At 64.0% G+C, this 25,767-nt stretch carries 17 protein-coding genes; 8 read left to right on the forward strand and 9 right to left on the reverse strand.

Features of this window, described 5'->3' with window-relative positions; all coding sequences use genetic code 11:
- Window positions 1-14: 14 nt before the first annotated feature.
- Complete coding sequence (locus IPV69_RS13355; protein ID WP_206295614.1) at window positions 15-3,419, forward strand: efflux RND transporter permease subunit; 3,405 nt, start codon at window positions 15-17, stop codon at window positions 3,417-3,419.
- Between the two features lie 666 nt (window positions 3,420-4,085).
- On the opposite strand, the gene IPV69_RS13360 is transcribed toward IPV69_RS13355, so the two are convergent.
- Window positions 4,086-4,820 (reverse strand): hypothetical protein, encoded by a 735-nt coding sequence (locus IPV69_RS13360; RefSeq protein ID WP_206295615.1) that lies wholly within the window; start codon window positions 4,818-4,820, stop codon window positions 4,086-4,088.
- 561 nt (window positions 4,821-5,381) lie between these two features.
- On the opposite strand from IPV69_RS13360, the gene IPV69_RS13365 reads away from it, so the two are divergent.
- The 6 genes from IPV69_RS13365 (at window position 5,382) to IPV69_RS13390 (ending at window position 12,836) form a co-directional block, all read left to right on the forward strand.
- Window positions 5,382-6,470, forward strand: a complete 1,089-nt coding sequence (locus tag IPV69_RS13365) for a glycoside hydrolase family 113 (RefSeq protein ID WP_206295616.1) — start codon at window positions 5,382-5,384, stop codon at window positions 6,468-6,470.
- Window positions 6,471-6,622: 152 nt separating this feature from the next.
- Window positions 6,623-8,527 (forward strand): aspartate--tRNA ligase, encoded by a 1,905-nt coding sequence (gene aspS / locus IPV69_RS13370; RefSeq protein ID WP_206295617.1) that lies wholly within the window; start codon window positions 6,623-6,625, stop codon window positions 8,525-8,527.
- 43 nt (window positions 8,528-8,570) lie between these two features.
- Entirely contained in the window at window positions 8,571-9,629 is a 1,059-nt protein-coding gene (locus IPV69_RS13375; protein ID WP_206295618.1) for a Gfo/Idh/MocA family protein, read from the forward strand.
- 344 nt (window positions 9,630-9,973) lie between these two features.
- Entirely contained in the window at window positions 9,974-11,080 is a 1,107-nt protein-coding gene (locus IPV69_RS13380) for a peptide chain release factor 1 (protein WP_206295619.1), read from the forward strand.
- A gap of 203 nt (window positions 11,081-11,283) precedes the next feature.
- Window positions 11,284-11,667, forward strand: a complete 384-nt coding sequence (locus IPV69_RS13385) for a DUF2304 domain-containing protein (protein ID WP_206295620.1) — start codon at window positions 11,284-11,286, stop codon at window positions 11,665-11,667.
- 23 nt (window positions 11,668-11,690) lie between these two features.
- A complete protein-coding gene (locus IPV69_RS13390) occupies window positions 11,691-12,836 on the forward strand; it encodes a hypothetical protein (protein ID WP_206295621.1) in 1,146 nt (381 codons plus the stop codon).
- A 101-nt stretch (window positions 12,837-12,937) separates the two neighbouring features.
- On the opposite strand, the gene IPV69_RS13395 is transcribed toward IPV69_RS13390, so the two are convergent.
- The 4 genes from IPV69_RS13395 to IPV69_RS13410 all read right to left on the reverse strand — a co-directional run bounded on the left by IPV69_RS13395 (window position 12,938) and on the right by IPV69_RS13410 (window position 16,258).
- Window positions 12,938-13,675 (reverse strand): glucose 1-dehydrogenase, encoded by a 738-nt coding sequence (locus tag IPV69_RS13395; protein WP_390884409.1) that lies wholly within the window; start codon window positions 13,673-13,675, stop codon window positions 12,938-12,940.
- A 91-nt stretch (window positions 13,676-13,766) separates the two neighbouring features.
- Complete coding sequence (locus tag IPV69_RS13400; RefSeq protein ID WP_206295623.1) at window positions 13,767-14,123, reverse strand: hypothetical protein; 357 nt, start codon at window positions 14,121-14,123, stop codon at window positions 13,767-13,769.
- Window positions 14,124-14,208: 85 nt separating this feature from the next.
- The gene (locus tag IPV69_RS13405) at window positions 14,209-15,147 is read right to left on the reverse strand and encodes a heme-dependent oxidative N-demethylase family protein (RefSeq protein WP_206295624.1); all 939 of its coding nucleotides are present in this window, start codon (window positions 15,145-15,147) and stop codon (window positions 14,209-14,211) included.
- Window positions 15,148-15,223: 76 nt separating this feature from the next.
- A complete protein-coding gene (locus IPV69_RS13410; RefSeq protein WP_206295625.1) occupies window positions 15,224-16,258 on the reverse strand; it encodes an NAD(P)-dependent alcohol dehydrogenase in 1,035 nt (344 codons plus the stop codon).
- Between the two features lie 403 nt (window positions 16,259-16,661).
- On the opposite strand from IPV69_RS13410, the gene IPV69_RS13415 reads away from it, so the two are divergent.
- A complete protein-coding gene (locus IPV69_RS13415; protein WP_206290186.1) occupies window positions 16,662-19,697 on the forward strand; it encodes a hypothetical protein in 3,036 nt (1,011 codons plus the stop codon).
- A gap of 92 nt (window positions 19,698-19,789) precedes the next feature.
- Here the strand turns inward: IPV69_RS13415 and IPV69_RS13420 are convergent, their stop codons facing one another.
- The 4 genes from IPV69_RS13420 to IPV69_RS13435 form a co-directional block, all read right to left on the reverse strand.
- Window positions 19,790-20,221: a type II toxin-antitoxin system VapC family toxin gene (locus IPV69_RS13420; protein ID WP_315853140.1), complete on the reverse strand. Its 432-nt coding sequence runs from the start codon at window positions 20,219-20,221 to the stop codon at window positions 19,790-19,792.
- On the reverse strand, window positions 20,206-20,466 hold the full coding sequence (locus tag IPV69_RS13425; protein ID WP_206290188.1) for a hypothetical protein: 261 nt from the start codon (window positions 20,464-20,466) through the stop codon (window positions 20,206-20,208). The genes IPV69_RS13420 and IPV69_RS13425 overlap by 16 nt, the downstream gene beginning before the upstream one ends.
- Before the next feature lie 21 nt (window positions 20,467-20,487).
- Window positions 20,488-21,984, reverse strand: a complete 1,497-nt coding sequence (locus tag IPV69_RS13430) for a DUF1501 domain-containing protein (RefSeq protein ID WP_206290189.1) — start codon at window positions 21,982-21,984, stop codon at window positions 20,488-20,490.
- Between the two features lie 194 nt (window positions 21,985-22,178).
- Window positions 22,179-25,562 carry a PSD1 and planctomycete cytochrome C domain-containing protein gene (locus IPV69_RS13435; protein ID WP_206290190.1) on the reverse strand — a complete coding sequence of 1,128 codons (3,384 nt, stop codon included), beginning with the start codon at window positions 25,560-25,562 and terminating at the stop codon, window positions 22,179-22,181.
- Window positions 25,563-25,767 lie beyond the last annotated feature (205 nt).

A 25,767-nucleotide genomic window follows, 5' to 3' on the forward strand; every position in this document is an offset into this window, starting at 1 on the left:
CCAGTCGGTTCTCAATGCAAAAGCTTGCCGAGATCTGCATCAAACGCCCCGTCTTCGCCTCGATGCTTATCCTGGCGCTGGTCGTGGTCGGTGCGACTGCCTACTACAAGCTGGGTGTTGATCGCCTGCCGAGCATCGATCTGCCCACCGTTTACGTTCGCACAACCCTGCCCGGTGCGGGCCCGGAGGAAGTCGAGACGCAAGTCTCGGAAATCATCGAGGAAGCGGTCAACACCGTCGAAGGCATCGAGGAACTGCGATCGATTTCGAGCACCGGCTCGTCCGTCGTCATCATTCGATTCGACCTCAGCCGCGACATTGACGTTGCCGCCCAGGACGTCCGCGATCGCGTGGCGGCGGTGCTTCGGCGGCTTCCCAACGACGTTGACCCGCCCACCGTCGCCAAGAGCGACGCCGACTCCGACCCTTCGATCACCATCGCCGTCTCGTCCGACCGGGCCCTGCGGGAACTGACCGAGTTCGCCGAGACCACCGTCAAGGAGCAGCTCGAACGGTCGATCGGCGTCGGCGAGGTGCGGGTGGTCGGCGGCGCCCGGCGGACGGTCAACGTCTGGCTCGACGCCGACAAGCTCGTCTCCTACCAGCTGCCGGTGACGGCCGTCCGCGACGCGATCGCCCGGCAGAACGCCGACGTGCCCGGCGGACAGGTCACCGGCAAGAGCCGCGAACTGACCCTCCGCACCATGGGCCGGCTCAGCACCGCCGAAGAGTTCAACGACATCGCCATCGAAACCCGCAACGGCCAGCCCATTCGCGTGCGTGACATCGGCAGGGCCGAAGACGGCTCGGCGGAGCAGCGGTCGGCGAGCAGGCTCAACGGCAAACCCACCGTCACCCTCGAAGTCCGCCGCCAGAGCGGCGCCAACACCGTACGAGTCATCGAAGGCGTCAAGGCGAAGCTCGCCGAGATTCAGCCGCAGTTGCCGCAGGACGTGAGGCTCGAAGTTCTTCAGGACCAGAGCCGCTACATCTACAACGCGCTGCACGAAATCAACGTGCACCTGGTGCTCGGCAGCATCCTGGCGTGCCTGGTGGTGCTGGCGTTCATGCGGTCCTGGCGGAGCACGATCATCGCCGGCGTCGCGATCCCGACCAGCGTGGTCGCGACCTTCGGCATGATGTGGGCGCTGAATTTCACGCTGAACAGCGTGACCATGCTGGCGCTGGTGCTGATGGTGGGCATCGTCATCGATGACGCGATCGTAGTCTTGGAAAACATCTTCCGCTTCGTCGAAGAAAAGAAGATGAACTCCTTCGAGGCCGCCCGCGCCGCCACCGCCGAAATCGGCCTGGCCGTGCTGGCGACCACGCTGAGCCTGGTGGTCATCTTCATCCCCGTGTCGTTCATGAGCAGCGTGTCCGGACGGTTCCTCTACCAGTTCGGCATCACCGCTGCCGTCGCGGTCATGGTGAGCCTGCTGGTCAGCTTCACGCTCACGCCGATGATGAGCGCCCGGCTGCTCCGCGGCGAGGCGAAGAAGCACGCGAAACGGTCGGGAGGAACGGTCGCGGACGCGAACGCAGCCCCCAACGGAGAGTCGTCCAACGGCAACGGTCACGCCGGTAATGGTCACGCAGACGCCACGGTCGTCGATCCCCAAGCTCTCTCTGCCGCCGATGCGCACACGTCCCGCAGTCGCGGCGGTTTCTACGGCTACATCGACCGCTCCTACACCTGGATGCTCGAGTTCGCGATGCGTCACCGCATCGCGGTCACCGTTGTCGCGATCCTGGTCATTCTCTCGTCGGTCCCGCTCTACCAGGCCGTCCGGCTCGAATACACGCCGGGCAATGTGGATGAAGGGGAATTTGCCGTCTCCGTGACCGGCCCCCAGAGCACCAGCTGGGCCGCCACCAACGCGGCGATCCAGGCGATCGAAGAAGAGGTGCGGCAGGTGCGTGGCGTGCAGCTGGTGCTGGGGTCGTCGGGCGGCGGCTTCACGGGGGGCGTCAATACCGGCAACATCTACGTCCGCATGGTCCCCCACGAGCAGCGCGTCTGGTCCATCACACGCATGCTCAAAGGGTTTCTCCACGGCGATTTCACCGGCAGCTTCAAGGACAACTACTCGCAGCGCGACGTGATCGCCGACGTCCGCAAGCGCGTCGCCAAATTCAAGGACGTGCGCGTCGCCGTGCGGGCCTACAGCCCGTTCAACACCGGCGGCGGGCGGTACGAGATCGACTTCGTGTTCAAAGGCCCCGAGTTACAGGAACTCGCCCGCTACACCGACCTGCTCCGCCAGCAATCAGACAAACTGGGGATTGTCGATGCCGACACCACGCTCAAGCTCGATGCTCCCGAACTTCGCGTCAAGATCGACCGCGCCAAGGCCGCCGACCTCGGCATCGACGCGGCCGATATCGGTACGGCGCTGCGGCTGATGGTGGGCGGCGAGACGGAAGTCTCCCGCTACCGCGACCCCAAGGCCGGCGAAGACTACCTCGTGCAGCTTCGACTCACCGAAGCCGACCGCAGCGACCCGACGATGCTCGACCAGCTCTACCTGCCCCGCCGCGCGGCCGGTACCGGCGGCGCGCCGGCGGTGGGGTCGCCCGGACAATCCGGTTCGTCCAACCCCGCGCGGCTCGTCCGGCTGAGCAACATCGCTTCGCTTTCCGAAGAGATCACCGCCGGCCGAATCGATCGCACCGACCGCGCGCGGTCGGCGAATCTTCGCGCCTCTGTCGGGCCCGGATACGCACTGGGCGACCGGCTGGCAGCGATCCAGGAAGCCGCCGACGAACTGCGGCAGCCGCCGGTGAATATGTCCGCCGCCTACACGACAACCATCGCCGGGCGGGGCGCTGAGTTACAGACGACCTTCACCGAGTTCCTGATCGCGTTCAGCCTGTCGATCGTGTTCATGTACATGATCCTGGCGAGCCAGTTCGAGAGTGTGCTGCACCCGTTCACCATTCTGCTGTCGTTGCCGCTGAGCGTGCCTTTCGCCCTGTTCAGCCTCTGGGCGACCGGCGGCACGCTGAACCTGTATTCGGCGCTGGGCATCCTGGTGCTGTTCGGCGTGGTGAAGAAGAACTCGATCCTGCAGATCGATCACATGAACCAGCTCCGCGAACGCGGCGTCGAGCGCCATACCGCGATCATCCAGGCCAACCGCGACCGTCTGCGGCCGATCCTGATGACCACGCTGGCGCTGGTCGCCGGCATGCTGCCCCTGGCCCTCGGCACCGGCCCCGGCGCCGAAGAACGCCAGGCGGTGGCGGTGGTGGTCATCGGCGGGCAGACGCTGTCGCTGCTGCTGACACTGCTCGTCACGCCGGTCGCTTACAGCTTGTTTGACGATTTCGGAAGCTGGGTCCGGCGGCGGAGAAGATCAACAGAAGTGGACGATCTCGCCCCGGCGATTGAAGGTGGGACGAGAATACCGGCGTGAGGCTTTACAACACTCCGCGGGGACGAAGCGAATGCAAAACGCAAAACAGGCAATTAAAAATGCAAAACGGTGCGAGTCCGTTTTGCATATTTCATTGCCTGTTTTGCATTTTGCATTCCGACGGATGTACGCGCCCTAACACTCCCCCGCCGCATTGGAGGAGAGAACAATTCGGGACTTAAGTGTCGGATAAGTCGTCATCCAATCGCTGATTGTGCGACGATTCTCTGATTTTGCCTTGGGTGGCAGAAGCGAAAACTGATGTACCGCTTCATCAACACAGTCTCGCTCAAGTAAGAACTTGATTAGGTTAATGCGGTGCTCAGCAAGTTCAGGCGACCGACTGACTGCGCTGCCGAGCAATCGCTGGGCTTCAACGTGTCGGCCTAATCGATCCAACACGCACCCCAACAGGCTTTCGAAATGCGCTAGCCACGCATTCCTTCGATCGAAAACCCCGACGGTAGAAGACGGAACGAGACGCTCCTTTGATTCAGAAATGAGTTCTCGAACTACAGGCTCGGCGGCCAGGGTGTCAGCGCCGCGAGAATCAACGTATAGAACGAGATCGAGATACCACTCCCAAATCGCAAAGGCGACCGCGTCTGAGTCGCCGTGGAATGCTGGACGTTCGGGTAATTGCATACCATAGCGTCGAGGCTTTGCTCACCCGCCGCTCGTCCGCCGGGGCACGCCCAGCTTGTTGCCACCACCGGCACCGCCGCCGGAGGACTGACCTTTGGCGCCGGGTCCGCCGCCGGCGAAGGGCAGGCCGCCCTTCTTGGTGTTGCTGGAGAACCCGAGCATTTTGTTGAGACCCGCCGTCGGCTGGGCCAGGTTCTGCTTCAGGTTCTTGAACGACGTGCTTTCGACCTTCGCTTCGGGCTTGGCGGCATCGCCGGCGGGCTTGGGTTGCCCCGCGGAGGCGGTCGGGGTGAGGTTCAGTCCGCCGAGCAGGTCGCGATTGGCCACCAGGTTCGCCGCGGCGCGGGCGGCGAGATTGGTGTCGATCCCCGGGAACGCCGGCTTCGAACCGGCTGGAGCCGCCGGCTTTTGCGCGGGAGCTGCCGCCTTGGCCGCTTTGGGAGCTGCCTTGGGCGTAGCGGCGGCGGCGGGCTTGGCAGCCGGCTTTGCGGCAGGTGCCTCAGCGGGCTTGGCGGCCGGGGCGGGAGCCGCAGCGGGTGCAGTCGCCGCCTTTACTTCTCCCGCGGGTGCCTCGGCCTTGGGGGCGGATTTAGCCTTGGAAGCCTTCTTTGCCTTGCCTTCGGGGGCGGCGGCTTCGACCGGCGTTGCCGCGGGTGTCGCAGCCGGTGCCGCAGCGTCGGTCTTCTTCGCGGTCGCCTTGGCCGGCTTGGGGTCCGTCGGTTCGCTCGCGTTGTCCTGTTTCTTCGCTTTCGCCATGCGTTGCTACCTTCCTTAGGGCCGGGGATTGTAAGGACGGATACCGCCTGTGGGAAGGTGGGAAGTCGCGACCGACGACATCCTGCGGAAACATGCACCTTCGGTGCAACCCGCCTGGCGCGGCAGGGTAACTCGACTACCACGTCGGTCGAGCAAAGACAGAGGAACCACAGATGCACACAGATCTTCACAGATGCAATGCGTCGGAGTTGAAAGAACTAAAACGGGCTGACACTGGCCTGCCGCAGCAAAAAGACGAGGTTGTCTGTCCTGATCATCTGTGCAGATCTGTGTGCATCTGTGGCTCCTCTGTCTTTGCTCGACCGACGTGGTAGTCGAATTACCCTCCGTGTCTCCGCGCCTCCGTGGTGCTCTCCCCTTCAGCTGCCCGGAAATAGTTGCACCCGGTGTGCCCGCGAATCGGCCGCCCGCCCTACCACGCCTGACCGCCGGTCCGTATGATGCTCCGCTCGAATCGCCCGGCGGACACTGGATACGCTGCCGGGACCGGATTCTTCGTCACGTTGCGGGCCGCTGTAGCCCGCCAACCGAGGCCCACCGATGTGGAAAGCTGTCATCACAACCGCCGTCGTCCTGTATGCGGCGGTGATGGGTTGCGTGCTGATGCCCGGCGGCACGAACCGCCCGGCGCCGACCGCCGACCCCGTGGATGCCGCGCCCCCGCTCCGCGCCAAGCTCACCGGCCTGCCGCTGCGTGGCATCGCCACGTCGATGGTTCATCCGGAGAACCTGCCGGCGTATTTCAAGGTGGTCGATGAGGTCGTTGCCACCGGGGCCGACACGATCGAGATTGTCGTCGCCGGCCGGCAGGAGAACGGCAGCAGCACGCAGATTTTCGTCGACCAGCGTTACACCGCCAGCAAGGAACAGCTCCTGGAGCTTTTCGCATACGCCAAGAAGAAGAACCTTCGGGTCATGCTGATGCCGATCGTGCTGCTGACCAACCCGCGCGGCAACGAATGGCGTGGCACGATCAAGCCCGATCTCTGGGCCGACTGGTTCGACAACTACCGCGCGTTCATCGGCCATTACGCCGACGTCGCCGCCGCCGGCAAGGTGGATGTGCTGGTCGTCGGATCGGAGCTGGTCAGTACCGAGGTGCACGCCGCCGAGTGGAAGAAGACCATCAGCATGGTCCGCGAGAAGTTCCCGGCCGGCATGCTGACCTATTCCTCCAACTGGGACCACTACGCCAACATCCCCTTCTGGGAGCAGCTCGATTTCATCGCCATGAACAGCTACTGGGCCCTGGGCAAGGACAACCAGGTGACGGTGCCCGAGATCATGGTGAAGTGGAAGGAAATCCAGAAGGAACTGATCAACTTCAGCAACAAGAAGGGCAAGCCGATCGTGTTCAGCGAGGTCGGCTGGTGCAGCATCAGCAACGCCGCCGACGAACCCTGGGACTACACCAAGACCAGCCTTCAGCCCGACTGGGAACTGCAGCGCAAGCTCTACGAAGCGTTCTTCAGAAGCTGGTACGGCAATCCGAATCTCGGCGGCTTCATGATCTGGGAATGGCACCCCTACCCGGTGACCGAAGTCGATAAAACCTACATCCCCAAGGGCAAGCCGGCCTACAACATCCTCAAAGAGTGGATGAGCAAAGGGCCGTGGGATGTGAAATGAGCGGCGAGCGCCGCTTCGTGATTGATGAATAGAGCGTAACGAAGGACTCAACGGACCAACGACGACATCGTGGGACAAGCGCAGAGATCGGACTTCGGCCAGGTTGCCGTTACGTTCTACGCTCTACGTTCTACGGCTCGTCATCGACGCACATGGACTACATCGCCACCCGCTATCGTTCCCACACCTGCGGACAGCTCCGCGCTTCTGACATCGGCCAGACCGTGAAACTGGCCGGCTGGGTTCACAATTACCGCGATCACGGCAACCTGGTGCTGATCGACCTGCGCGACCGCGACGGCCTAACCCAAGTCGTGTTCGACATCGACGAGTGCGGACCAGCGTTCCACGAGGAGGCACGCAAGCTTCGCAGCGAATGGGTCATCAGCGTCGAAGGGACCGTCGGCGACCGTGGCGTGGACGACAAGGGAAAGAGCCGTGAGAACCCCAAGCTCGCAACCGGCAAGGTTGAACTGCGCGTCAAGTCGCTGGCCGTCCTCAGCCAGTCGCCGACGCCGCCGTTCCTGCCCGACGAGCACGAGACCGTCCACGAAGAACGCCGGCTGCAGTACCGCTTCCTCGACCTTCGCCGGGCGGAGATGCAGGAGACCCTGCGCGTCCGCTACCGCGTGACAAAGATCATGCGCGATTACCTCGGCGATCTGGGGTTCTGGGAAATCGAAACGCCGTTCCTGACGCGCAGCACACCGGAAGGCGCTCGCGATTTCATCGTGCCGTCGCGGAACCAGGTCGGCAGCTTCTACGCGCTGCCGCAGTCGCCGCAGCTCTTCAAGCAGTTGTTGATGGTCGGCGGGTGCGACAAGTACATGCAGATCGTCCGGTGTTTCCGCGACGAAGACCCCCGCGCCGACCGTCAGGCCGAGTTCACCCAGCTCGACGTGGAGATGTCGTTCATCGACCGCGAAGACATCATCAAGGTGATGGAAGGCTTGGTCCGCAAGATCTGGAAGGACATCCTCGGCAAGGAAGTCCCCAACCCCATCCCGCACATCGACTACGACGAGGCGATGACCAAGTACGGCTCCGACCGCCCCGACCTGCGGTACGGCATGCAACTGCATGACATCACCGACCTGGCCCACACCACCGAGTTTGCGGTCTTCAAGAACGCCCCGATGGTCAAGTGCATCGTCGTGCCCGGCGGCGCGAAGATGACCCGCAAGGAGACCGATGCCCTGGCCGAGTGGAGCAAGGGCTACGGCGGCAAGGGCGTCGCGGTCACCAAGGTGATCAACCTGCAGCAGGCGGTAACCGACAAGATCATCCCCACCGTCGCCGAGGCCGAGAAGACAGGTGTTTTTGCCGCCGGTAGCGACTCGCACCTCTACACCGGCGTCGCCAAGTTCGTCGCGTCGATCGCCGAGGAGGTTGTCAGCCGTATTGGCGCCAAGCACGGCGACCTGCTCTGTTTCGTCGCCGACAAACCGAAGGTGGTCTACAAGGTGCTCGGCGAGCTTCGGCTGAAGATGGCCAAGGACATGAAGATGCCCGCCAGCACCGAGTTCGCCTGGTGCTGGGTCGTCAACTTCCCGGCGCTGGAATACAGCGAGGAAGACGGCCGCTTCGTCGCGACGCATCACCCGTTCACGGCCCCGCTCGACGAGGACGTTGCGAAGATGACGAGCACCGACCGCGCCACGATCGAAGGCATCAAGGCCAAGGCGTATGACCTGGTCGTCAACGGCTCGGAAGTGGGCGGCGGATCGATCCGTATCCACCGGATGGACGTGCAGCAGGCGCTGTTCTCGCTGCTGGGCATCGACGCCGAGGCCCAGAAAGCAAAGTTCGGCTTCCTGCTCGATGCGCTGCAGTTCGGAGCCCCGCCGCACGGCGGTATCGCGCTGGGCCTGGACCGGCTGGTGATGATCCTGCGGAACATCCACAACATCCGCGACGTCATCGCATTCCCCAAGACCCAGAGCGGCGCAGACCTGATGTGCGGCGCACCGGCGGCGATCGACGACCGGCAGTTGCGCGACGCCCACATCCGCGTCGTACTTCCGCCGGCAACGGCTCCGGCCACGCCAAAGGCGTAAGTACCGAGGTGGACATGGGAGGGATTCAATTACAATCCCTCCCATGTCTACCCTGCGCATAGGCGTCATCGGGGCCGGCGGGATCGCGGCCAAAATGCACTTCCCGGAACTGGCCGACCTCCGCGACCGCGCGAAGGTCACGCTCATTTCCGGTCGCAACGAGAAACGCCTGGCGATCATCAAGGATCGCTTTGACATCCCCCGACATACGACCCGCTACGAAGACGTGATCGCCGACGACAGCATCGACGCCGTCATCGTCGCCACGCCACACCCGCAGCACGTGAAGTGGGGCATCGCGGCGCTGGAAGCGGGCAAGCACGTTTACATGCAGAAGCCGCTGTCCGGCGAGATGGCCGAGGCCGATGCCTTCGTCGCCGCGTGCGACCGACACCCCGATCGCATCGTCTACTGCCTGCCGCACTTCGACGACACGGTGTTGTCGGTTCGGGCGGCGCTCCGCCGTGGCGATCTGGGCAAGCCGACGGGCATGCGGGCCCGCACCAGCCATGGCGGCCCGGAAGTGTATTACCGCGAAGTCGCCACGTTCTTCGGCGAGCCCGAATCGACCGACCTCTGGTTCTTCGACGAGAAAAAGGCCGGCGTGGGCGCGCTGTTCGACATGGGCGTCTACGCGACGAGCTACACGATCGCGATCCTGGGCACGATCAAACGCGTGACGGCCGTCACCGCGACGATCGACAAGCCGACCACGCTGGAAGACACCGCCACGCTCATTCTGCAGGCCGAGAATGGCGCCCTGGCGACGGCCGAGACAAGCTGGTGCGATCCCGGCCGAACCTGGGCGTTCAGCGTTCATGGGAGCAAGGCAAAGGTGACTTTCGGCGCGAACGACCCGGCCAAGCTCCACACGCCGACGGCCCTGGATCGCGATAACGCCCCGATCGACATCACCGATCTGCCGATGCGGGTGCAGGTCGGCAATTCCCACCGCCACTGGCTCGACTGCATCGCAACCGGCGTTCAGCCGCCGGTATCCAACGCCCGGACGGCAAGACACGTCACCGAGGTGTTGCTGGCGGGCCTGAAGTCCGGCAAGGAAGGCAAGCCGGTGGACGTGCGGTCGACGATGGAGGGGTAGTCAGACGTCAGACGCGCAGCACCACGCGTCGCGGAACGCGCCATCAGTGACACGGGCTTCCAGCCCGTGCGTGCGATGTCGGAGTCGGTAGACGTTCATTTTCTTGATTACAACGCATCCCGCACGGGCTGGAAGCCCGTGTCACTGACGGCGCCTTTACCGACAAGCCTTCCTCATCATCGATCAGATGACACGCGCTATCCACCTCGCTAAGATCATGCCAGCATGAAGCCCCGCACCGCCATTCACGCCCCCCATTAGCGGCCTTGCCCGCCCGCCGTTTCGCTCGCCATGTCGTGGCGTGTGCCTGTTTCGCTGTCTCCCGTTTCTCCGAGCCGATTGCCATGAATGACGTCTCCGCCGAGCCCACGACCCTCTTGCGCAAGCTGCGTGAAACCGCCGACCGCTACGAGCAGATCGTCGACACCCTGAACGACCCCGCCACCTTCTCCAATTCGCAGAAGCTGGTCGCGCTCACGCGCGAGAAGGGAAGCCTGGAAGGCGTCGTCGGGCGGTATCGCGATTACCTGAAAGTGCGCGACGAAGTCGCCAGCCTGAAAGAGATGTCCGCCGGCGGTGACGCCGAGATGGCCGAGCTCGCCGCCGCCGAACTGCCCGATGCCCAGGCGAAAGTCAGCCAGATGCTCGAAGCCCTCAAGGACGAGTTCGTCGCCGCTGAAGACAAGGCGGTCGATTCGTTCTTCCTGGAAATCCGGGCCGGCACCGGCGGCGACGAAGCGGCACTCTTCGCCGGCGACCTCTTCGAGATGTATCGCAAGTATTCCGAGCAGCACCGCTGGCGGTTTGACGTGTCGGACTTCTCGACCTCCGAGCGCGGCGGGTTCAAGGAAGTGGTCGTCAACATCAAGGGCAACGGCGCTTACCGCCATCTTCGTTTCGAGGCCGGCGGGCACCGCGTGCAGCGCGTCCCCGAAACCGAAACCGCCGGGCGGATCCACACCAGCCTCGCCACCGTCGCCGTCCTGCCGGAACTGCCGGATGTGAAGATCGACATCAACCCGAAGGACGTCGAAGAAGGCGGCTGTCGCGGCGGCGGGCCCGGCGGGCAGAACGTGAACAAGGTCGAAACCGGCTGGCGGCTGCTCCACAAGCCCAGCGGCCTGCAGTTCAAGATGACCGAGCACAAGAGCCAGGGGCAGAATAAGGAACGTGCCTGGGCCCTGCTCCGCGCCACGCTGTATGAAATGGAACGCAGCAAGCAGCACCAGCACCTCACCGCCAGCCGAAAGGCGATGATGGGTTCCGGCGACCGGAGCCAGCGCATCCGCACGTACAATTTCCCCCAGAACCGCTGCACCGATCACCGCCTCGGCGGCGAAGGCGCGGGCGAGAAGAACTTCAACCTGACGGCGGTCGTCGCCGGCGACATGGACCCGGTCATCATGGCGCTGTGGGAACTGGACAAGCAGCAGCGGTTGGAGGAGCTGTGATGGTGGGAATGACGAATGACGAAAACTCGAATGGCGAATGAATGATCAATGACCAGGCTCGAATGCCACGAGGTGCAACTTCCTCCCCCATTTCGTTCGAGCTTGAACTTTGATCATTCACTCGTCATTCGAGTTTTCGTCATTCGTCATTCCCCATAGACTTCCTTGACCCGTCTCGAATCCCGTCCCATCCTTCCCTCCCTATGAACCCCTTCCGCAGCGCATTCCTCGTCCTCTTCGGCGGCCTGCTGATCGTCCTGGCGGTTCGGCGGATGCGGGCTTACCGCCTGCGTGAACGCTATGCACTGGTCTTTGCCGTACTTGCGCTGCCGTTCCTCGGCCTGGCCGTCTGGCCTGACGGCCTGGCCTGGATCGCCGAACGGCTCAACATCCAATACAACACGCTCGCACTGCTGGGGGTGAGCTGCTTCCTGATGCTCGCGGTCTTCGAACTGCTCAGCATTGTCAGCGTCCAGGACCAGAAAATCACCGCTTTGTCGCAGCTTGTTGGTATCCTGATGGAGAAGCAGAAGCTCGTGGAGAAGGAACATCGTCCGGGGGCGGATAAGAGCGAGCCGCCGGCGTAGCGGAAACACCAAGCGAGGGAATCATGTCGTGTGCCTGGCGGAACATCGTGGCATCGCTGTTGGTGCTGGCGGGCTCGACGATCGTACTGGCCGAGCCGCTCGACCAGGCCCGCCGTCGGGCCGATGCCGCGCGGCGGGACTACGCCGTCGCCGACAACAACCTTCGCAACATCACCGGCAACCTCACGCAGGCGCAGCGTAAGGTCGGCGATCTGGAGCGGCGCAAGAGCACGCTGCCGCGAGAGATCTCCGACGCCACCGACCGCGCCCGCAAGCTCAACACTGACGCCGACACCGCCGAGCGCAAGCTGCCGACCATCAAGGCCGATGTCAGCAAGGCCGAGGCCGAGCACACACAGCAGTTGGCGGCGGCGAACGCGTCGAAGGCGACGATGACCAAATCCGCCGCCGACGTCGACAAGGCCAAGGCCGACGCGACGGCGGCGTTTCAGGCGACGCCGGCCTGGACGGCGCTGGAGGCCGCGGTCGCCAAGGCCGAGTCGGCCGTCGCCGCCGCCAGCGAAGCCGTGCTGGCCTCGCTGGCGAACAAGCCGGACTTCAAGGCACTGGCCAATGCCGCGACCACCGCCGAGGCGAACGTCAAATCGCTCCGCGAGTCCGGCCGAACGGACAGTGTTCCGGCGGCGAGCAAGACCTGGATCGATTCAAAGAATGCCGTCGAGCAGGCCAAGACCAAGGCGCTCGACAGCGATTCGGCGACCGCCGACGCCCGCCGAAAACTCGCGGCCGCCCGGCAGGATCAGGCTGTCGCCAAGGCCAAGTTCGATGCCGACCTCGTCAAGCTCCCCGAGGTGTCGGCCGCGATCGCCGATCTGGCGGCCAAGAAGAAGGCGTACGACGGCGACCTGGCACAGGCGGCCGCGGCCGAACGGCAGGCCAATGCCGCCCGGCAGACGCTGGCGAGCACGACGCGGTCGATCACCACGATGAAGGAGCAGGCCCGCGCCGCCGACAACGACGCCGACCTCCTTCGCCGCGAGCAGCAAGACCTGACATCGCAGGTGGCGCAGGCCGAGCGGCAACTACGAGGACTCGAGCAGGATGAACGCCAGGCCCGCACCCAGCTTTCCAATGCCCAGCGCAACCTGAACGACGCGATCGCCCGCGAACGGCAGGCGCAGATTGATGATCAGCGGAAGAAGAAATGAGGAGGAAGGCACGAAGGCAATGAGGCACGCAGGCACGAAGGAAAGAGATGACATCCACCGCTTCGTGCCTGCGTGCCTCAATGCCTTCGTGCCTTCCTCCGTCACTGCGCCAAAAAACCACCATCCACCGGCAGCGTCACCCCATGAATCATGTCCGCCGCGTCGCTGAGCAGGTACGCGACGGCATTGGCGACGTGGATCGGCTTGGCGAATCGGCCGAGCGGAATCTTGGCGAGCATCGGGCCGCTCTTCTTCGGATCGCCCCACGCCATCTCGCCCATCGGTGTGAGCGTTACCGTCGGGTTGACTGCGTTCACGCGAATCTGGTGGGGTCCGAGCTCCAGCGCCATTACCTTCGTCAGCATGTCGAGCCCGCCTTTGCTGGCGCAATAAGCCGCGTGGTCGGCCAGCGCGGCCATTGATGCCTGGCTCGACAGGTTCACCACCGCGCCCGGCGATTTGCGGGCGATCCAGTCCTTCGCGATCACCTGCGTGATGAGCATGACCGCCCGCACATTGACCGCCATCGTGCGGTCGAATGCGTCGGCGGTCGTGTCGAGGAACGACTGCGGAATGGAGATGCCGGCATTGTTCACCAGGCAGTCGATCCGGCCGGCAAGCTTTAGTGCCTGCTCCGCCGCCGAGACCGCCTGCTGCGCCTCGGCGAGATCGGCGACGATCGTCTTGCAGGGGATCTCGGCGGCGAGCGACTGAAGGTCGGCCGCCGTCCGGCTGACGGCGAAGACTTCGGCCCCGCACGCCGACAGCAGTTTGCAGATCTCCCGGCCGATCCCTTTGCCGGCACCGGTGACGAGAACTTTCTTACCTTCAAGGCGGATGTGCAGCGCGTTCATGGTGCAAAAATGCTAACGCGTGATCCGCGCCGGGGATAGACTCCGGGCATGACCACCGGCTGCCTCACGCCGATCCTTAACGAGCCCGATCTGCCGGCCGGCTCGACACCGAATGCACTTCCCATTGCCCGGGATGCTCGGTGCTGCCGCCCATGACGATATCAAACCGTTTCGTACCCCGCAGGTAGGTCCAGGTTTCGTACCGCGAACCGGTTTGCACGGTCGGCGGAGACAGCCCCGCCGGCGTCGCCCCGGCGACGGCAAGCTTCTTCTCGTCGGGCTTGCCCAATTCCCGCTGAACGACCGACTTCGGCGTGCCCGCTTTGACGCTGCCGATCTTGGCATCAAAGTTGGCGTCGCCGCTCCCGCTGGCGCAGCCACCGGCGAGCAGCAGCGACGACGTCAGCACAAGGGCCTTGAGGGTACGGATCATCCAGAGTCCTTTCGATGTCACTCTACGAAACATCGGACGGCTGTGCGGGGAACGCGCGGAGTTATCAGACGCAGAGGGCCCCGCATCATCCGACTGCCCTATTCGCGCTCAGTTCGAGCCAGCGCAGGATGCTCGGCAGGGAACGCATGCATCCCTTATAGGCGACGACCTCCGGTGGCCACTCGGCCACCGCGGCGGCGAGCGCGGCAACGACTTCGGGGCGATCGGCCAGGTCCGACAATGGCCGGATATGCGTGCGAATGCCGAACAAGACCGCGCCGCTGGCCGGCAGCCGGCGCAGCGTCTGCCGTTCGACGCGCAGCCACACTTTCGTGGGCACCTCGGAGACGGGCAATTCCCCCTCGGGCCACATCGGCGGTGCGTCGGGGCGGAACAGATTCGGGCCATCGTGAAGACTCCAGTTCACGCGCCAAACCGGACGATCGACCGTCAGGCGGTCGAGAAACTGGTCGGTTTGCAGACCGATATGCGCATCGTAGAGGGGGACGGGGCCGTGGATTGCCGACACCGACATTCCGATCTTCTCTGACACGCACCACCGCGAGGGAAAACAAACGCACCCGGCCGATAGTTTCAAACCCTGCGGCGTCTCATCGAGCACACACCAATCCTCCTGGACCAGTCTGGCCGCAAGTTCCAATGGATGCATGCCGGACATGAGGGTTGCATCAGGCAGCGGCCATCGCTCGCCGGTAATCCGATTGACGATCTGCCCGTTTTCGGTCGCGTACCATTTCGGAAGATAGCGAATCAGATGCTGACAGAGCAGTTCAACCGCTTCGTGCGACGATGCCCAAGCTCTTTCGGTCGCCACGAAAACCGCCGACCGATGATCGGCCAGCAGCGACCTTTTCAATGCCAGCTCGGACGGGGCCGCGCGATCGAGCTCGATCCATTCCGAGTCACGCAGCCCTTTCATGCCCAGCGTCTGGCGAAAGGTGCCGGATCGGAAGGGAAGATACTCAGGCGGATCGGGGAGATTGTCAGGCTGCGGCAGGGCCATGATGCGAACGCAAGTCGATACCGACCCCGGCTGCGGCGGGGCCCGGGGCTCCCCGGCGTACTCGACTCCTTCGTCCTCAATCCAGCACGATCTGCGCCTTCACGCTCGTCGCCGGCATTTTGACGGCGAAGTCGAACGCCTTGACCGAATCGCTGAAATCGAATGTGTCGGTGATCAATGGTTTGACGTCGATCTTGCCTGCGCCCATCAACGCCAGGGCCCTGGGGTAAACGTGGGCATAGCGGAAGACGTGCTCGACGCGGGCTTCCTTGATCTGGGCGGCGACCACGTCGTACGCGACGGGCTCGATTGGCATACCCACCATCACCACGCATCCGCCGGGCCGGAGCGTATCGAACACGCCGGCTGCGGCCTTGGGGTTGCCGCTGCACTCGAAAACAATGTCGGCACCCCAGCCTTCGGTCAGGCGGTCGACCACCGATTTTGCCGATTCTTTGGCAACATTGACCGCGGTCACCGGGCCGAGCGTCGCGGCGAGGTCGAGCTTGGGCTGCTGCACATCGGTGATAACCACCCGGCTCACACCGCCGGCCAGAGCGGCTAGCGCCGTCACCATACCGATCGGCCCCGCGCCCATGACGACCGCGACATCGCCGGGCTTGATGATCGCTTTGCTCGCAGCGTGCATACCGACGGCGAGGGGCTCGACCATCGCGGCCTCGGCAAAGCTCACGTTGTCCGGCACCTTGAACGTGAACGCCGCCGGATGAACCACGCTCGGCCGAAGGCAGCCATGGACCGGCGGGGTGGCCCAGAATCGCACGGCGGGGTCGAGGTTGTAGATGCCCAATCGGGTGGCGCGGGAGTTGGGGTCGGGGATACCGGGTTCCATGCAGACGCGGTCGCCGGGCTTGAGGTTCGTCACCGCCGACCCGATTTCGGTGACCGTGCCGGAAGCCTCGTGGCCGAGAATCATCGGCGCATTGACGACAAACGGCCCGATCCGGCCGTGCGTGTAGTAGTGGACGTCGGACCCGCAGATACCCACGGTATGGATACGGATCCGGACGTCATGCGGCCCCATGGGCTCGTCAACGGGCAGCTCGCGGATCTGGATGTGGTGGGTTTTTTCAAGAACTAGTGCGTTCATGGCGTCCTCTTTGGAGTAGGCAGTACGCAGTAAGCAGTACGCAGGAAGCGGAGAAAGGCAAGGGTTTGCCGCGAGTACACTGTGCCCGAGGCCTCGGCTACGAGCATACGCCAATCGCTACCTGCTGCGTACTACCTGCTGGCTGTCGCCGATCGCCTACCGCCTTCTCCCGATTCCTAATGATTTCGTGGCCGGGTCGTCATATACTCCGGGAGCTGTCGAGCGGCGCCGCGGAGGGGCGTTTCCCGCGGTTTGCGGGTGCCTCTGAGTTCTCCCGCTCCCGTCATTATTGGTGTCGAAAGTGTTCGGCGTGTGGCCCGGGCCCCCATCGGGGGTCAGGGACAGTGGTCGCGCCGCCTTGTCGTTCGATCCGTCCCGGTTCGTTTTGCGAAGGTAGAGCCCGATGAGTGCAAGCCAGAAACCAGTCGTCCTGACCATGGGTGGTGGGTCGCTCAAGCTGGCGGTCGCCGCCGCTTTGACGGTGGCGTCGCTGACGACCGGCGTGCTGGGCCAGGCCCGCACGCCCGCCGCGCCGCCGGCGGTGGGTGCCCCGGCCACGCCCGCCGGTGCCCAGGGACTCGATGCCCTCAGCGAAGAAACGGTCATGAACGAACTGGCCGGGCGGGGCATCAACTCGCTGCTCACCCGGCTGTTCGATGAAAAGAAAGTTCCGCAGGCCGACCGCGATGCCTTCAAGGCGCTCCAGGCGCTGCGCGAACTCGGCGCCGCCCCGGCGATGGGCAACGCCCGCCGAATCTACCTGCTGCGCCAAAGCGTAGACGGGCTCGACAAGCTGGTGCCGAAACTCAACGACCTCAACGTCCTGAACAACTACGCGGCGACGCTGATCGCCAAGGGCATTGAGCCCGACGTCGATACGCTCGACTACTGGGGCGACAACTCGTCCACCCAGGCCCGCATCCGCCCGGCCGCCCGTGTCGCCGTGCAGATGCTGAAGAAGGTCAGCGAGACGGCGTTTGCCCAGGCCAAGGCACTGGAAAACCAGATCAAGAGCCCGAACGATCCGAAGATCGACCTCTGGGAAAAGCTCGAAGCCCAGGCCAACCAGGCGAAGTACGTCGGCGCGCTCTCGGCTTACTACGAAGTGGTGTCGATCGACGCCTCGGGCAACAACAAGGCCGCGTGGGACGAGCGCAAGAAGATCGCCGACGAAGCGATCAAGTTCCTGACGGACTTCGACACGCCCGACAGTGGCGTCGGGCCGATGGTGAAGATGCGCATCGCCAAGCTGCAGATGGGCAAGGGGGATTACGACGCGGCGCTGAAGAACTTTCAGTTGATCATCGACAAGAAGATGATCGCCGACAAAAAGACCGTCGACATGGCGCCGGCACCGAGCGAGTTCCAGCAGAATGACGCAAGGTATTTCTCGGCAGTCGCACGGGTGCTGGCCAAGAAGCCGGCCGACGCCGAGAAAGCCGCGAACGATCTGGAGGCATGGCAGAAGTCCACGCTAATTCCCAGCATCGATGGCGGCGCTCGCGAAGGTGCCCAGAAAATGGTGGGCGCGCAGATGACGATGCTGCGGTACCGCATCGCGTCGGCCAAGGCCGAGGCCGCCCCCGCCGGGCCGGCGCGCGACAAGCTCAATCAGGCCGCCGACACGATCCTGACCAAGCTCGGCGACGACTTCCCGCAGTTCCAGACACTGATCACCGAACTGCTCGTCACCCGCCTGCCCGAAAACGCCGACCTGAAGGCACAGGGCGCTCCGGTGCTGCAGGCGCTGATCACCCGCGGCGACGGCGAGCGCAACAAGCCCGAGGGCACGCCTTACGACAAGAAGGTGCTGCTTCGCGGCTTGGAAGCCGCCCGCGTGATGGCCGACAAGAAGCCCGGCCCCGGCGGCGCAAACCCCGAGGCGATCGAAACCGCCAAGCTGCTGATCCCGCTGTTCCAGCAGAAGGAAGGCCAGGCGGTTGAGGCGGCCAACGGCTTCCTCGACTACGGCACCGACAAGCTCTACGCGGGCAAGCCCAATGCCGCGGCGGCGGTCGATCAGGCGGCGTATATCGCCTTCACCCAGTACCAGAAGGCACCGCAGGACCCGGCTGTCCGCAAGCTGTACGAGCGGGCCCTGGATGTCGCCGCCAACCCGCCCTTCAACCGCAAGGAAGCCTTCTACCCCTACGCCAACTGGCTGCGCGTCATGGGCAGCCCGGACAAGGCGATCTCGTTCTATCGCAAGATTCCCAAGGGGGACAAGCTGGAGTTCAACGCGCGGTACTACGAGATGGTCTGCACCAAGATGCTGCTTGACCAGACCAAGGACGCCGCCCTGCGCAGCCAGCGGATGCGGGACCTATCGACGATGATCAACCAGATCATCCCGCTGGCGCAGGCCGCGATCACCAGTGCCGCCAGTCCGGAACTCGCCGCGACCTTCAAATTCCGCATGATGTACGCCACGTCCGAAGGTGCCGAGCTGGCGCTGCAGCAGAAGCAGCCGAAGCAGGCGATCGCGCTGCTGCAGGGTTTCGAAGAGAAGATCAAAGGCGTCGCCAACGAAGAGGCGCTGAAGAACAAGGCGATGTTCATTCGGGCCAACGCCCTGATCAACGACGGCCAGATCGACCAGGCCATCGCGCAGGTGCAGCAGCTGGCCGGCCGGCCGGAGACGGCCGAGTTCGCGATCGGCATGGTGGGCGAAATCCTCACGCGCCTGACCGCCAGTTTCGACACCGCCAAAGGCGCCGGCGACAAAGACCAGATGGCCAAGGACGCCGCCAACAAGGCCAAGCTCACCGGCTTCCTGGTCCCCTGGGCGGCGAATCACAAAGATCCCAAGATCAAAGCCAAGGTCCCCGAGTTCACGCTGTACGACGCCAACACCAAGCGCGAGGCCGGCCAGCTCCTGCCCGACGGGCCGGAAAAGAACAAGGTGAACGACGAAGCCCTCGCCGTCTACAAAAAGCTCAAGGAGCTGCCGGCGATGAAGGACAACTCGTCGGTCGACTTCGGCATCGCGACCTGCGAATACGAAAAGAAGAACTACGAAGGCGCATCGAGCGCATTCGGCACGCTCATCCGCGACGGCAAGCTCGGCGGGGCCAACATCATCGAGGCCAACCTGGCCGGCGGCGACTCGGTCGTGAAGGACAACCCCGTCTTCTGGGAAGCAAATCTGAAATGGATTCGCTCCAACCTGGAAATCGCGAAGAAGCCGGAGTTCCCCAACGCGACAAAGATCAAGGAAGGCGCCGAGCGGGTCGTGAAGGACATGTTCATCAACTACAAGGACCGCACCGGAGGCGACAAGTGGCGCGACGACTGGGTGTCGCTGCGAAAAGAAGTGCTGCCCGGCTGGGAACCCGGCGTAGTGGTCGCACCGGCGACGCTGCCCGCTAGCCAACCCGCGGATGGCACGGCCACGCCCGCCCCCGCCGCCCCGACGGCAACACCGGCCGCCGCTCAATAGGCTGCCGGCCGCACAACATTGCCCCTTCCCGAGCCCCGTCTTACTTGCCCGTAGGCGGGGCTCACTTGTTTGTTGTTTCTCGGATCTTTGAACTACTCAAGCGTCCAGTCCTCGATGCGGAGGTCGGGCAGTGCGTCGAAATCTCGGTCCGCAGTAACCAGAATCAGGCGCTCCTCGCGAGCCAACGCGGCAAGCATCATATCGACGGGAGAAAGCACGCGTCCGACTTGGCGACAGCTCTGATAGATACGCCCGTATTCGACGGCTGCGTCAGAATCCAGAGGCCACAGTCGCAGCAATCGCATCAGATGTCGAAGTTCTTCGAGGTAGTGCTCTCGCTTGGCTTCAGACAATCCGGCAAAGCCGGCGTGAGCCTCGCAGAGAACGGGAACGCAAACGCCAACAGCATCTCCCGCCGAGCTCACTTGGCGAATGCGTTTGACAACTGGTGATCCCCGATTAGCGGCGGCGTGTGTAAGCTGATTCGTGTCGAGCAGATATTTTCGCCTCACTCGAGCCCCCACTCGCGTCGCGTTGAACGCTTACTGTCGACCTCGACTTCCTCCATTAGAGCCTTGAGTTGCAGGTGATCCTGAACTGGTAGCTTGCTTACCAGGCGATCCATTTCGGCCTCCCACTCATCCAACTCCTGCGCAGTTAGAATCCGTTCCCCCGCCTCGATGGTCAGTTCCTGCCCCTCCACCCAATCAAATGGAATGGGTTCAACCGGCTGGATCTGTCCGTCCTTCACGATCGCTCGTATCGACATAGACACCTCCGATTTCGCACTCTACGCAATCAGATCTTTGATCACCGTGCCATGCACGTCGGTCAGCCGGAAGTCGCGGCCGGCGTAGCGGTACGTGAACTTTTCATGGTCGAAGCCGAGCAGGTGCATCAGGGTGGCGTGCAGGTCGTGGACGTGGACGGGGTTGACCTCGGCGCGGAAGCCGAAGTCGTCCGTCGCGCCGTAGACGCCGGGCTTGCTGCCGCCGCCGGCGAGCCACATGGTGAAGCCGTAGTGGTTGTGGTCGCGGCCGTTCATCTTGCCGGCGTTGCTACCGGGCGTGGGCAGTTCGACGACCGGCGTGCGGCCGAACTCGCCGCCCCAGATGACCAGCGTCTCGTCGAGCATGCCGCGCTGCTTGAGGTCCGTCAGCAACGCCGCGATCGCCTGGTCGCACTGGCCGGCGAGGCGCTTGTGGCCAGTCTCGATGTCATCGTGGTTGTCCCACGGCTGGCCCTCGCCGTGCCAGACCTGAACAAACCGCACGCCGCGCTCGACCAGCCGCCGGGCGATCAGGATCTGCCTTGCCTGCGTGCCGGGGCCGTACATGTCCAGGATGTGCTGGGGTTCCTTGCTGACGTCGAACGCGTCGCTGGCGTCGGCCTGCATGCGGAATGCGAGCTCGAAGCTCTGGATGCGGGCTTCCAGCTTCTGGTCGGCCTGCCGCTTCTCCTGGTGCTTGCGGTTGAGCTGCATCAGCAGGTCGAGCTGCCGGCGCTGCTCGCCGGTGCTGGCGGACGGGCTCTTGATGTACTCGATCAGCTTGCGGATGTCGGTGTGCTGCGTGTCGATGTAGGTGCCTTGCAGCACACCGGGCAGGAAGCCGCTCTGCCAGTTCTGCGATTCCTGGATCGGGTATCCGCCGGGGCACATGACGACGAAGCCGGGGAGGTTCTGGTTTTCGGTGCCCAGGCCATACGTCACCCAGGTGCCGAAGCTGGGGCGCGGCAGACGGGCCTCGCCACAGTTCATGAGCAGCAGCGACGGCTCATGGTTCGGGACATCGGCCTTCATGCTGCGGATGACGCACAGGTCGTCGGCGGCCGCGGCGGCGGTCTTGGCGAACAGGTCGCTCACTTCCAGCCCGCTCTTGCCGTACTTCTTGAACTCGAACGGCGACTTGAACGCCGAACCGGTTTTGCGTTCGGTCTTGAACGACGCCGGCAGCGCCTGGCCGTGATGCTTGGTCAGCATCGGCTTTGGGTCGAAGGTATCGACCTGCGACGGTCCGCCGTTCATGAACAGGTGGATGACGTGCTTGGCCTTGCCGGGGAACTGCGGGTCCTTCGCCGCCAGCGGGTTCATCGGCTGACCGACGGACGTAATCGGCTTGCCAGCAGCCTGTGCCTTGGCGACATCGCCGGCGGTCGCGCCGTGCAGCATGCCGCCCTGGCCCATCAGGTTGCCCAGGGCGAGCGCGCCCATGCCCATGCCGCAACGGTTGAGCATGTCGCGGCGGGTGAGGAAGATGTCGTTGGGGTTGGGGCGGTGATGATTCATAGTGACAGCTTTTTTAGTTACGACTATCTGTTGACCTTCGTGCGTCCGGGTCGGCCATCCTAGTGGGGCAGGCATTCTTGCCTGTCTCGGGCGGACGTACTCGTCCGTCCGAAGCCACTCTGATCTCGGTAGGTACTTTCGGTCACGGAGTACCGTGCCCGAGGCAGACAAGAATGTCTGCCCCACCGACGCCTTCAATCCACGAACACAAACTCATTACTCGACATCAGCATCTGCACGTACTTCTCCAGCGCCGACAGCTTTTCCGCCGGCGGCTGGACGTCCTTTGATCCGGTGAAATCAGCCGCGGCGTCGAACTTCTTTGACCCGCCGGCGACCTTCGGGCCGCTCAGGGTGACGACCGGGGTCCATTGGAAGCCGTCGCTGGTCGTGTTCCCGCCGCACTCGACGACGAAGTCGATCGTGTCGCCGGCTTCGACGGGGATGCCCTTGGCGGTGGCGGCGGCCTTGCCGTTCTTCACCTGCCACTGGCCGACAATGCCCTGACGGCTGGAGACGATCTTCCCGACGACCCCGTCGCCGCCGCTGCTGGGATGAACCAGCTCGCCGGCGATTTCCGCCGTACCGGCGGCGGGCGCGGTCCATCGGCGGATGGCGGCCTTGCCGTCTTCGCCGGCGTGACCTCCCTTGGACGACAGATAGACGAAGCCGAGCTTGGCATCCGGCAGCTTCTCGCCGCCGGCCCAGCCACGCTTGCTGTAGAACGGCAGGGCCGTGAAGGCAGCCGTCTTTTTCGCGCTGTCGTCCACCTTGCCGTAGCCGTTCAGCCAGATCGGCTTCTCGACCGCGATCTCCGCCGTCGGCAGTGCCGACTCGGTCGCGACGAACTGCTCGGCGAGCGCCAATTCGTCGGCGGCCGGCATGCGGCCGTAGAGCAGCCGGTAGATGCGCGTCACCTTGCCGGGGATCGTCGCTTCCCGGGCGACATCTTCCCGCGTCAGCATCATCTTCGCCTGCCGCTGCGCGAACGGGCTGTTCAGGAAGAACAGCGCCTGCTGCGGAACGGTCGTACCGCCTCGCATCGGCGTGTGCATGTCCGGGCTGGCGAAGTCGAACGAGCGGAACATGCTCGGCAGGTTCTGCCGGTCGATGAAGCCGTAGATCGTCCGACGCCCCTCGGCGGGGTTGGCGATATCAACCGGGCGACCGAAATTGCTGGGGTTCAGTTGTCCGCTCGCCGCGAGCATCGAATCGCGAATCGCCTCGAACTCCAGCCGCTTGCTGTTCTGCCGCCAGAGCAGGACGTTGTCGGGGTCGATCGCCCGCGCCTTGGCGTTGTCGGCCGACGACTGCTGGTAGACCGCCGACATCAGGATGCGCTTCTGAAGCTTCTTGATCGACCAGCCTTCGTTCATCAGCGTGACGGCGAGGTGATCGAGCATTTCCGGGTGCGAAGGGGGATCGCTGCGCAAACCGAAATCGCTCGGCGTGCGGACGATGCCCTGCCCGAAGTGCCACGTCCAGATTCGATTGACGATCACCCGCGCCGTCAGCGGGTTGTCCTTGCTCGCGATCGCCTGCGCCAGTTCGAGCCGGCCGGAACCGTTGGTGAACTTCTGCCGGTTCGGCCCGGCGAGGATCTCCAGGAACTGCCGCGGCGCGACCACCCCGCGATTGCCGGAGTTGCCGCGGATGAACACCTGCACGTCCTGCGGCTTGCCGTCGGTCATCACCATGGCCCGGGGCGGGGCGTCGGGATTGCCGATCTGGACTGCCTGGACCTTCTTCTCGAACTCCTGGTACTTGTTGCGGTCGTCGCGACGAAGGCCGGCACGCAGGTCGGCGACCGACAGCGCCAGCGGCGACTGCGGCCCGCGCATCACCTGACGCAGCGATTCCTCGTCGGCGTTGGGCAGCGCCTCGGCCTTGTCGTACTTCGCCAGAAGCTGGGCATAACGCTGCGCCACTTCGGTCAGCGATTTGGGCGCATCTTTGAACGCGGCTTTCACCAGCGGGTGGACTTCGGCGGCCTTGGCGATGCGGTCGGTCACGACGGCAGATTTGGCGGCGAACTCTTCCGGGTTGACCGCCGCGAACATCCGCCAGGCGGCGAAGATGTTGTCCTTCTTCTGGGCCGATTCGGTCAGGTGTGCGCGGAAACGCGTCAGTACCGCGCGGTAGATGATCGGGTCGTCGCCGGTCAGGCCGCGCTTCTCGACGGTCAGCGATGCTTCCAGGTATTTGGCGAACAGTTCCGGCGTGCGGGCCTTGGCGATCAGCTCATCGCGACGGCCGACCAGGAAGGCCTCGGCCTCGTCCTGGCGTTTCTTCAGCTCCGCCTCGAACGCGGCCGACCCTTTGCCGTCGCCGATCAGCGGCAGGTCTTTGGGCTCTTCCGACGACGCGAAAACGCCATACAGGCTGTAGTAGTCGCGGGTGGGGATCGGTTCGAACTTGTGATCGTGGCAGCGGGCGCAGGCGACCGTCAGGCCCATCGTGCCGCGGGCGACGACGTCGATGCGGTCGTCGATGATGTCTTCCTGCCGGTTCAGGAACCGCCTGCCGACGGTGAGAAAGCCCATCGCGGCCAACGGCTTTTTGTCGGGGCCCAGATCGAGTTTGTCGGCGGCGATCTGTTCGATCAGGAACTGGTCGTACGGCTTATCGCTGTTGAGCGACTGAATCACATAATCGCGGTAGGTATAGGCGTAGGGGTAGCGGCGTTCCTCCTGAAACACGTAACCCTTGGTGTCGGAATAGCGGGCCACGTCGAGCCAGTGACGGGCCCAGCGTTCGCCGTAACGAACATCAGCCAGCAGGCGATCGACGACCTTTTCGTAGGCGTTGGGCGCGGTGTCGGCGACGAACGCGTCGACCTCTTCCGGCGTCGGCGGCAAGCCGATCATGTCGAGCGTGACCCGGCGGATGAGCGTGCGACGGTCGGCGGGTGCCGACAGTTGCAACCCCTTGGCTTCAAGCTTCGCGAGCGCGAACCGGTCGATCTCGTTCTTTGCCGCCGCGGCATTCTGCACCGCGGGGACGGCCGGCAACACCGGTTTGGCGAATGCCCAGTGGGTCTTGGCGGCGGTGTTCGGGTCGATGTGGGCGGGAGCAACGGCCTGCGTGGCGGGGCCGGTTCCGGCGTCGGCCTTCGGGTCCTTCGCTTCTTTCGGCTTCTGGAAGTCGGCCGGCGCGGGAGCGCCCATCTTCACCCACTTTTCGAAGTTGGCGATCACGTCCGCCGGGAGTTTGCCACCCTTGTCCCCCTTCTTCGGGGGCATGTTCAGCGATTCATTGTCGTCTTTGTAGTCGTAGCGGATCGACTTGATCACCATGCTCGTACCGGGGTCGCCGGGCACGATGCCGGGACTTCCGGAATCGCCGCCCTTGAGCAGCGATTCCATGCTGTCGGCATAGAACTTGGCCTTGAGCTTCTTGTTGGCCTTGGCTTCGACCGAGTGGCAGCCGTAGCAGCTTTCGACAAGCACGGGACGGATTTTGGTCTCGAAGAACTCGATCCCTTCTTTGGTGGGCTCGGCCGCCCGGGCGGGCGACACCCAGAGCCCGGCCAGCAGCGCCAGTCCGCCAGCGGTCAGCCGTGGAAGGTTTCGAATCATCGGGACGACTCCTTTTCCCAGCCTGAACCGGGACTTACGTACAAGACAACCAATCAGGACGAGCAAACCCGGGGCCGAGTTCGAAGCGGGAATGACGACGCGGGCTTGTCCGGCTGATTGTACTACCGGCCGATGCGGCAAACGATGAACGTTTTTGACGCATTCCGAGGACAAAATCAGTTCACCACATCGAACCGTCGCCCGG

This window comes from Humisphaera borealis (assembly GCF_015169395.1).
In the GTDB taxonomy this organism is placed as follows: Bacteria; Planctomycetota; Phycisphaerae; order Tepidisphaerales; family Tepidisphaeraceae; genus Humisphaera; species Humisphaera borealis.

What these genes read in the sequence shown, in the direction of transcription:
- IPV69_RS13355 (WP_206295614.1), top strand. Translation starts at nt 15, where the DNA reads ATGCAAAAGCTTGCCGAGATCTGCATCAAACGCCCCGTCTTCGCCTCG.
- IPV69_RS13360 (WP_206295615.1), bottom strand. Translation starts at nt 4,820, where the DNA reads ATGGCGAAAGCGAAGAAACAGGACAACGCGAGCGAACCGACGGACCCC.
- IPV69_RS13365 (WP_206295616.1), top strand. Translation starts at nt 5,382, where the DNA reads ATGTGGAAAGCTGTCATCACAACCGCCGTCGTCCTGTATGCGGCGGTG.
- aspS (WP_206295617.1), top strand. Translation starts at nt 6,623, where the DNA reads ATGGACTACATCGCCACCCGCTATCGTTCCCACACCTGCGGACAGCTC.
- IPV69_RS13375 (WP_206295618.1), top strand. Translation starts at nt 8,571, where the DNA reads ATGTCTACCCTGCGCATAGGCGTCATCGGGGCCGGCGGGATCGCGGCC.
- IPV69_RS13380 (WP_206295619.1), top strand. Translation starts at nt 9,974, where the DNA reads ATGAATGACGTCTCCGCCGAGCCCACGACCCTCTTGCGCAAGCTGCGT.
- IPV69_RS13385 (WP_206295620.1), top strand. Translation starts at nt 11,284, where the DNA reads ATGAACCCCTTCCGCAGCGCATTCCTCGTCCTCTTCGGCGGCCTGCTG.
- IPV69_RS13390 (WP_206295621.1), top strand. Translation starts at nt 11,691, where the DNA reads ATGTCGTGTGCCTGGCGGAACATCGTGGCATCGCTGTTGGTGCTGGCG.
- IPV69_RS13400 (WP_206295623.1), bottom strand. Translation starts at nt 14,123, where the DNA reads ATGATCCGTACCCTCAAGGCCCTTGTGCTGACGTCGTCGCTGCTGCTC.
- IPV69_RS13405 (WP_206295624.1), bottom strand. Translation starts at nt 15,147, where the DNA reads ATGGCCCTGCCGCAGCCTGACAATCTCCCCGATCCGCCTGAGTATCTT.
- IPV69_RS13410 (WP_206295625.1), bottom strand. Translation starts at nt 16,258, where the DNA reads ATGAACGCACTAGTTCTTGAAAAAACCCACCACATCCAGATCCGCGAG.
- IPV69_RS13415 (WP_206290186.1), top strand. Translation starts at nt 16,662, where the DNA reads ATGAGTGCAAGCCAGAAACCAGTCGTCCTGACCATGGGTGGTGGGTCG.
- IPV69_RS13425 (WP_206290188.1), bottom strand. Translation starts at nt 20,466, where the DNA reads ATGTCGATACGAGCGATCGTGAAGGACGGACAGATCCAGCCGGTTGAA.
- IPV69_RS13430 (WP_206290189.1), bottom strand. Translation starts at nt 21,984, where the DNA reads ATGAATCATCACCGCCCCAACCCCAACGACATCTTCCTCACCCGCCGC.
- IPV69_RS13435 (WP_206290190.1), bottom strand. Translation starts at nt 25,562, where the DNA reads ATGATTCGAAACCTTCCACGGCTGACCGCTGGCGGACTGGCGCTGCTG.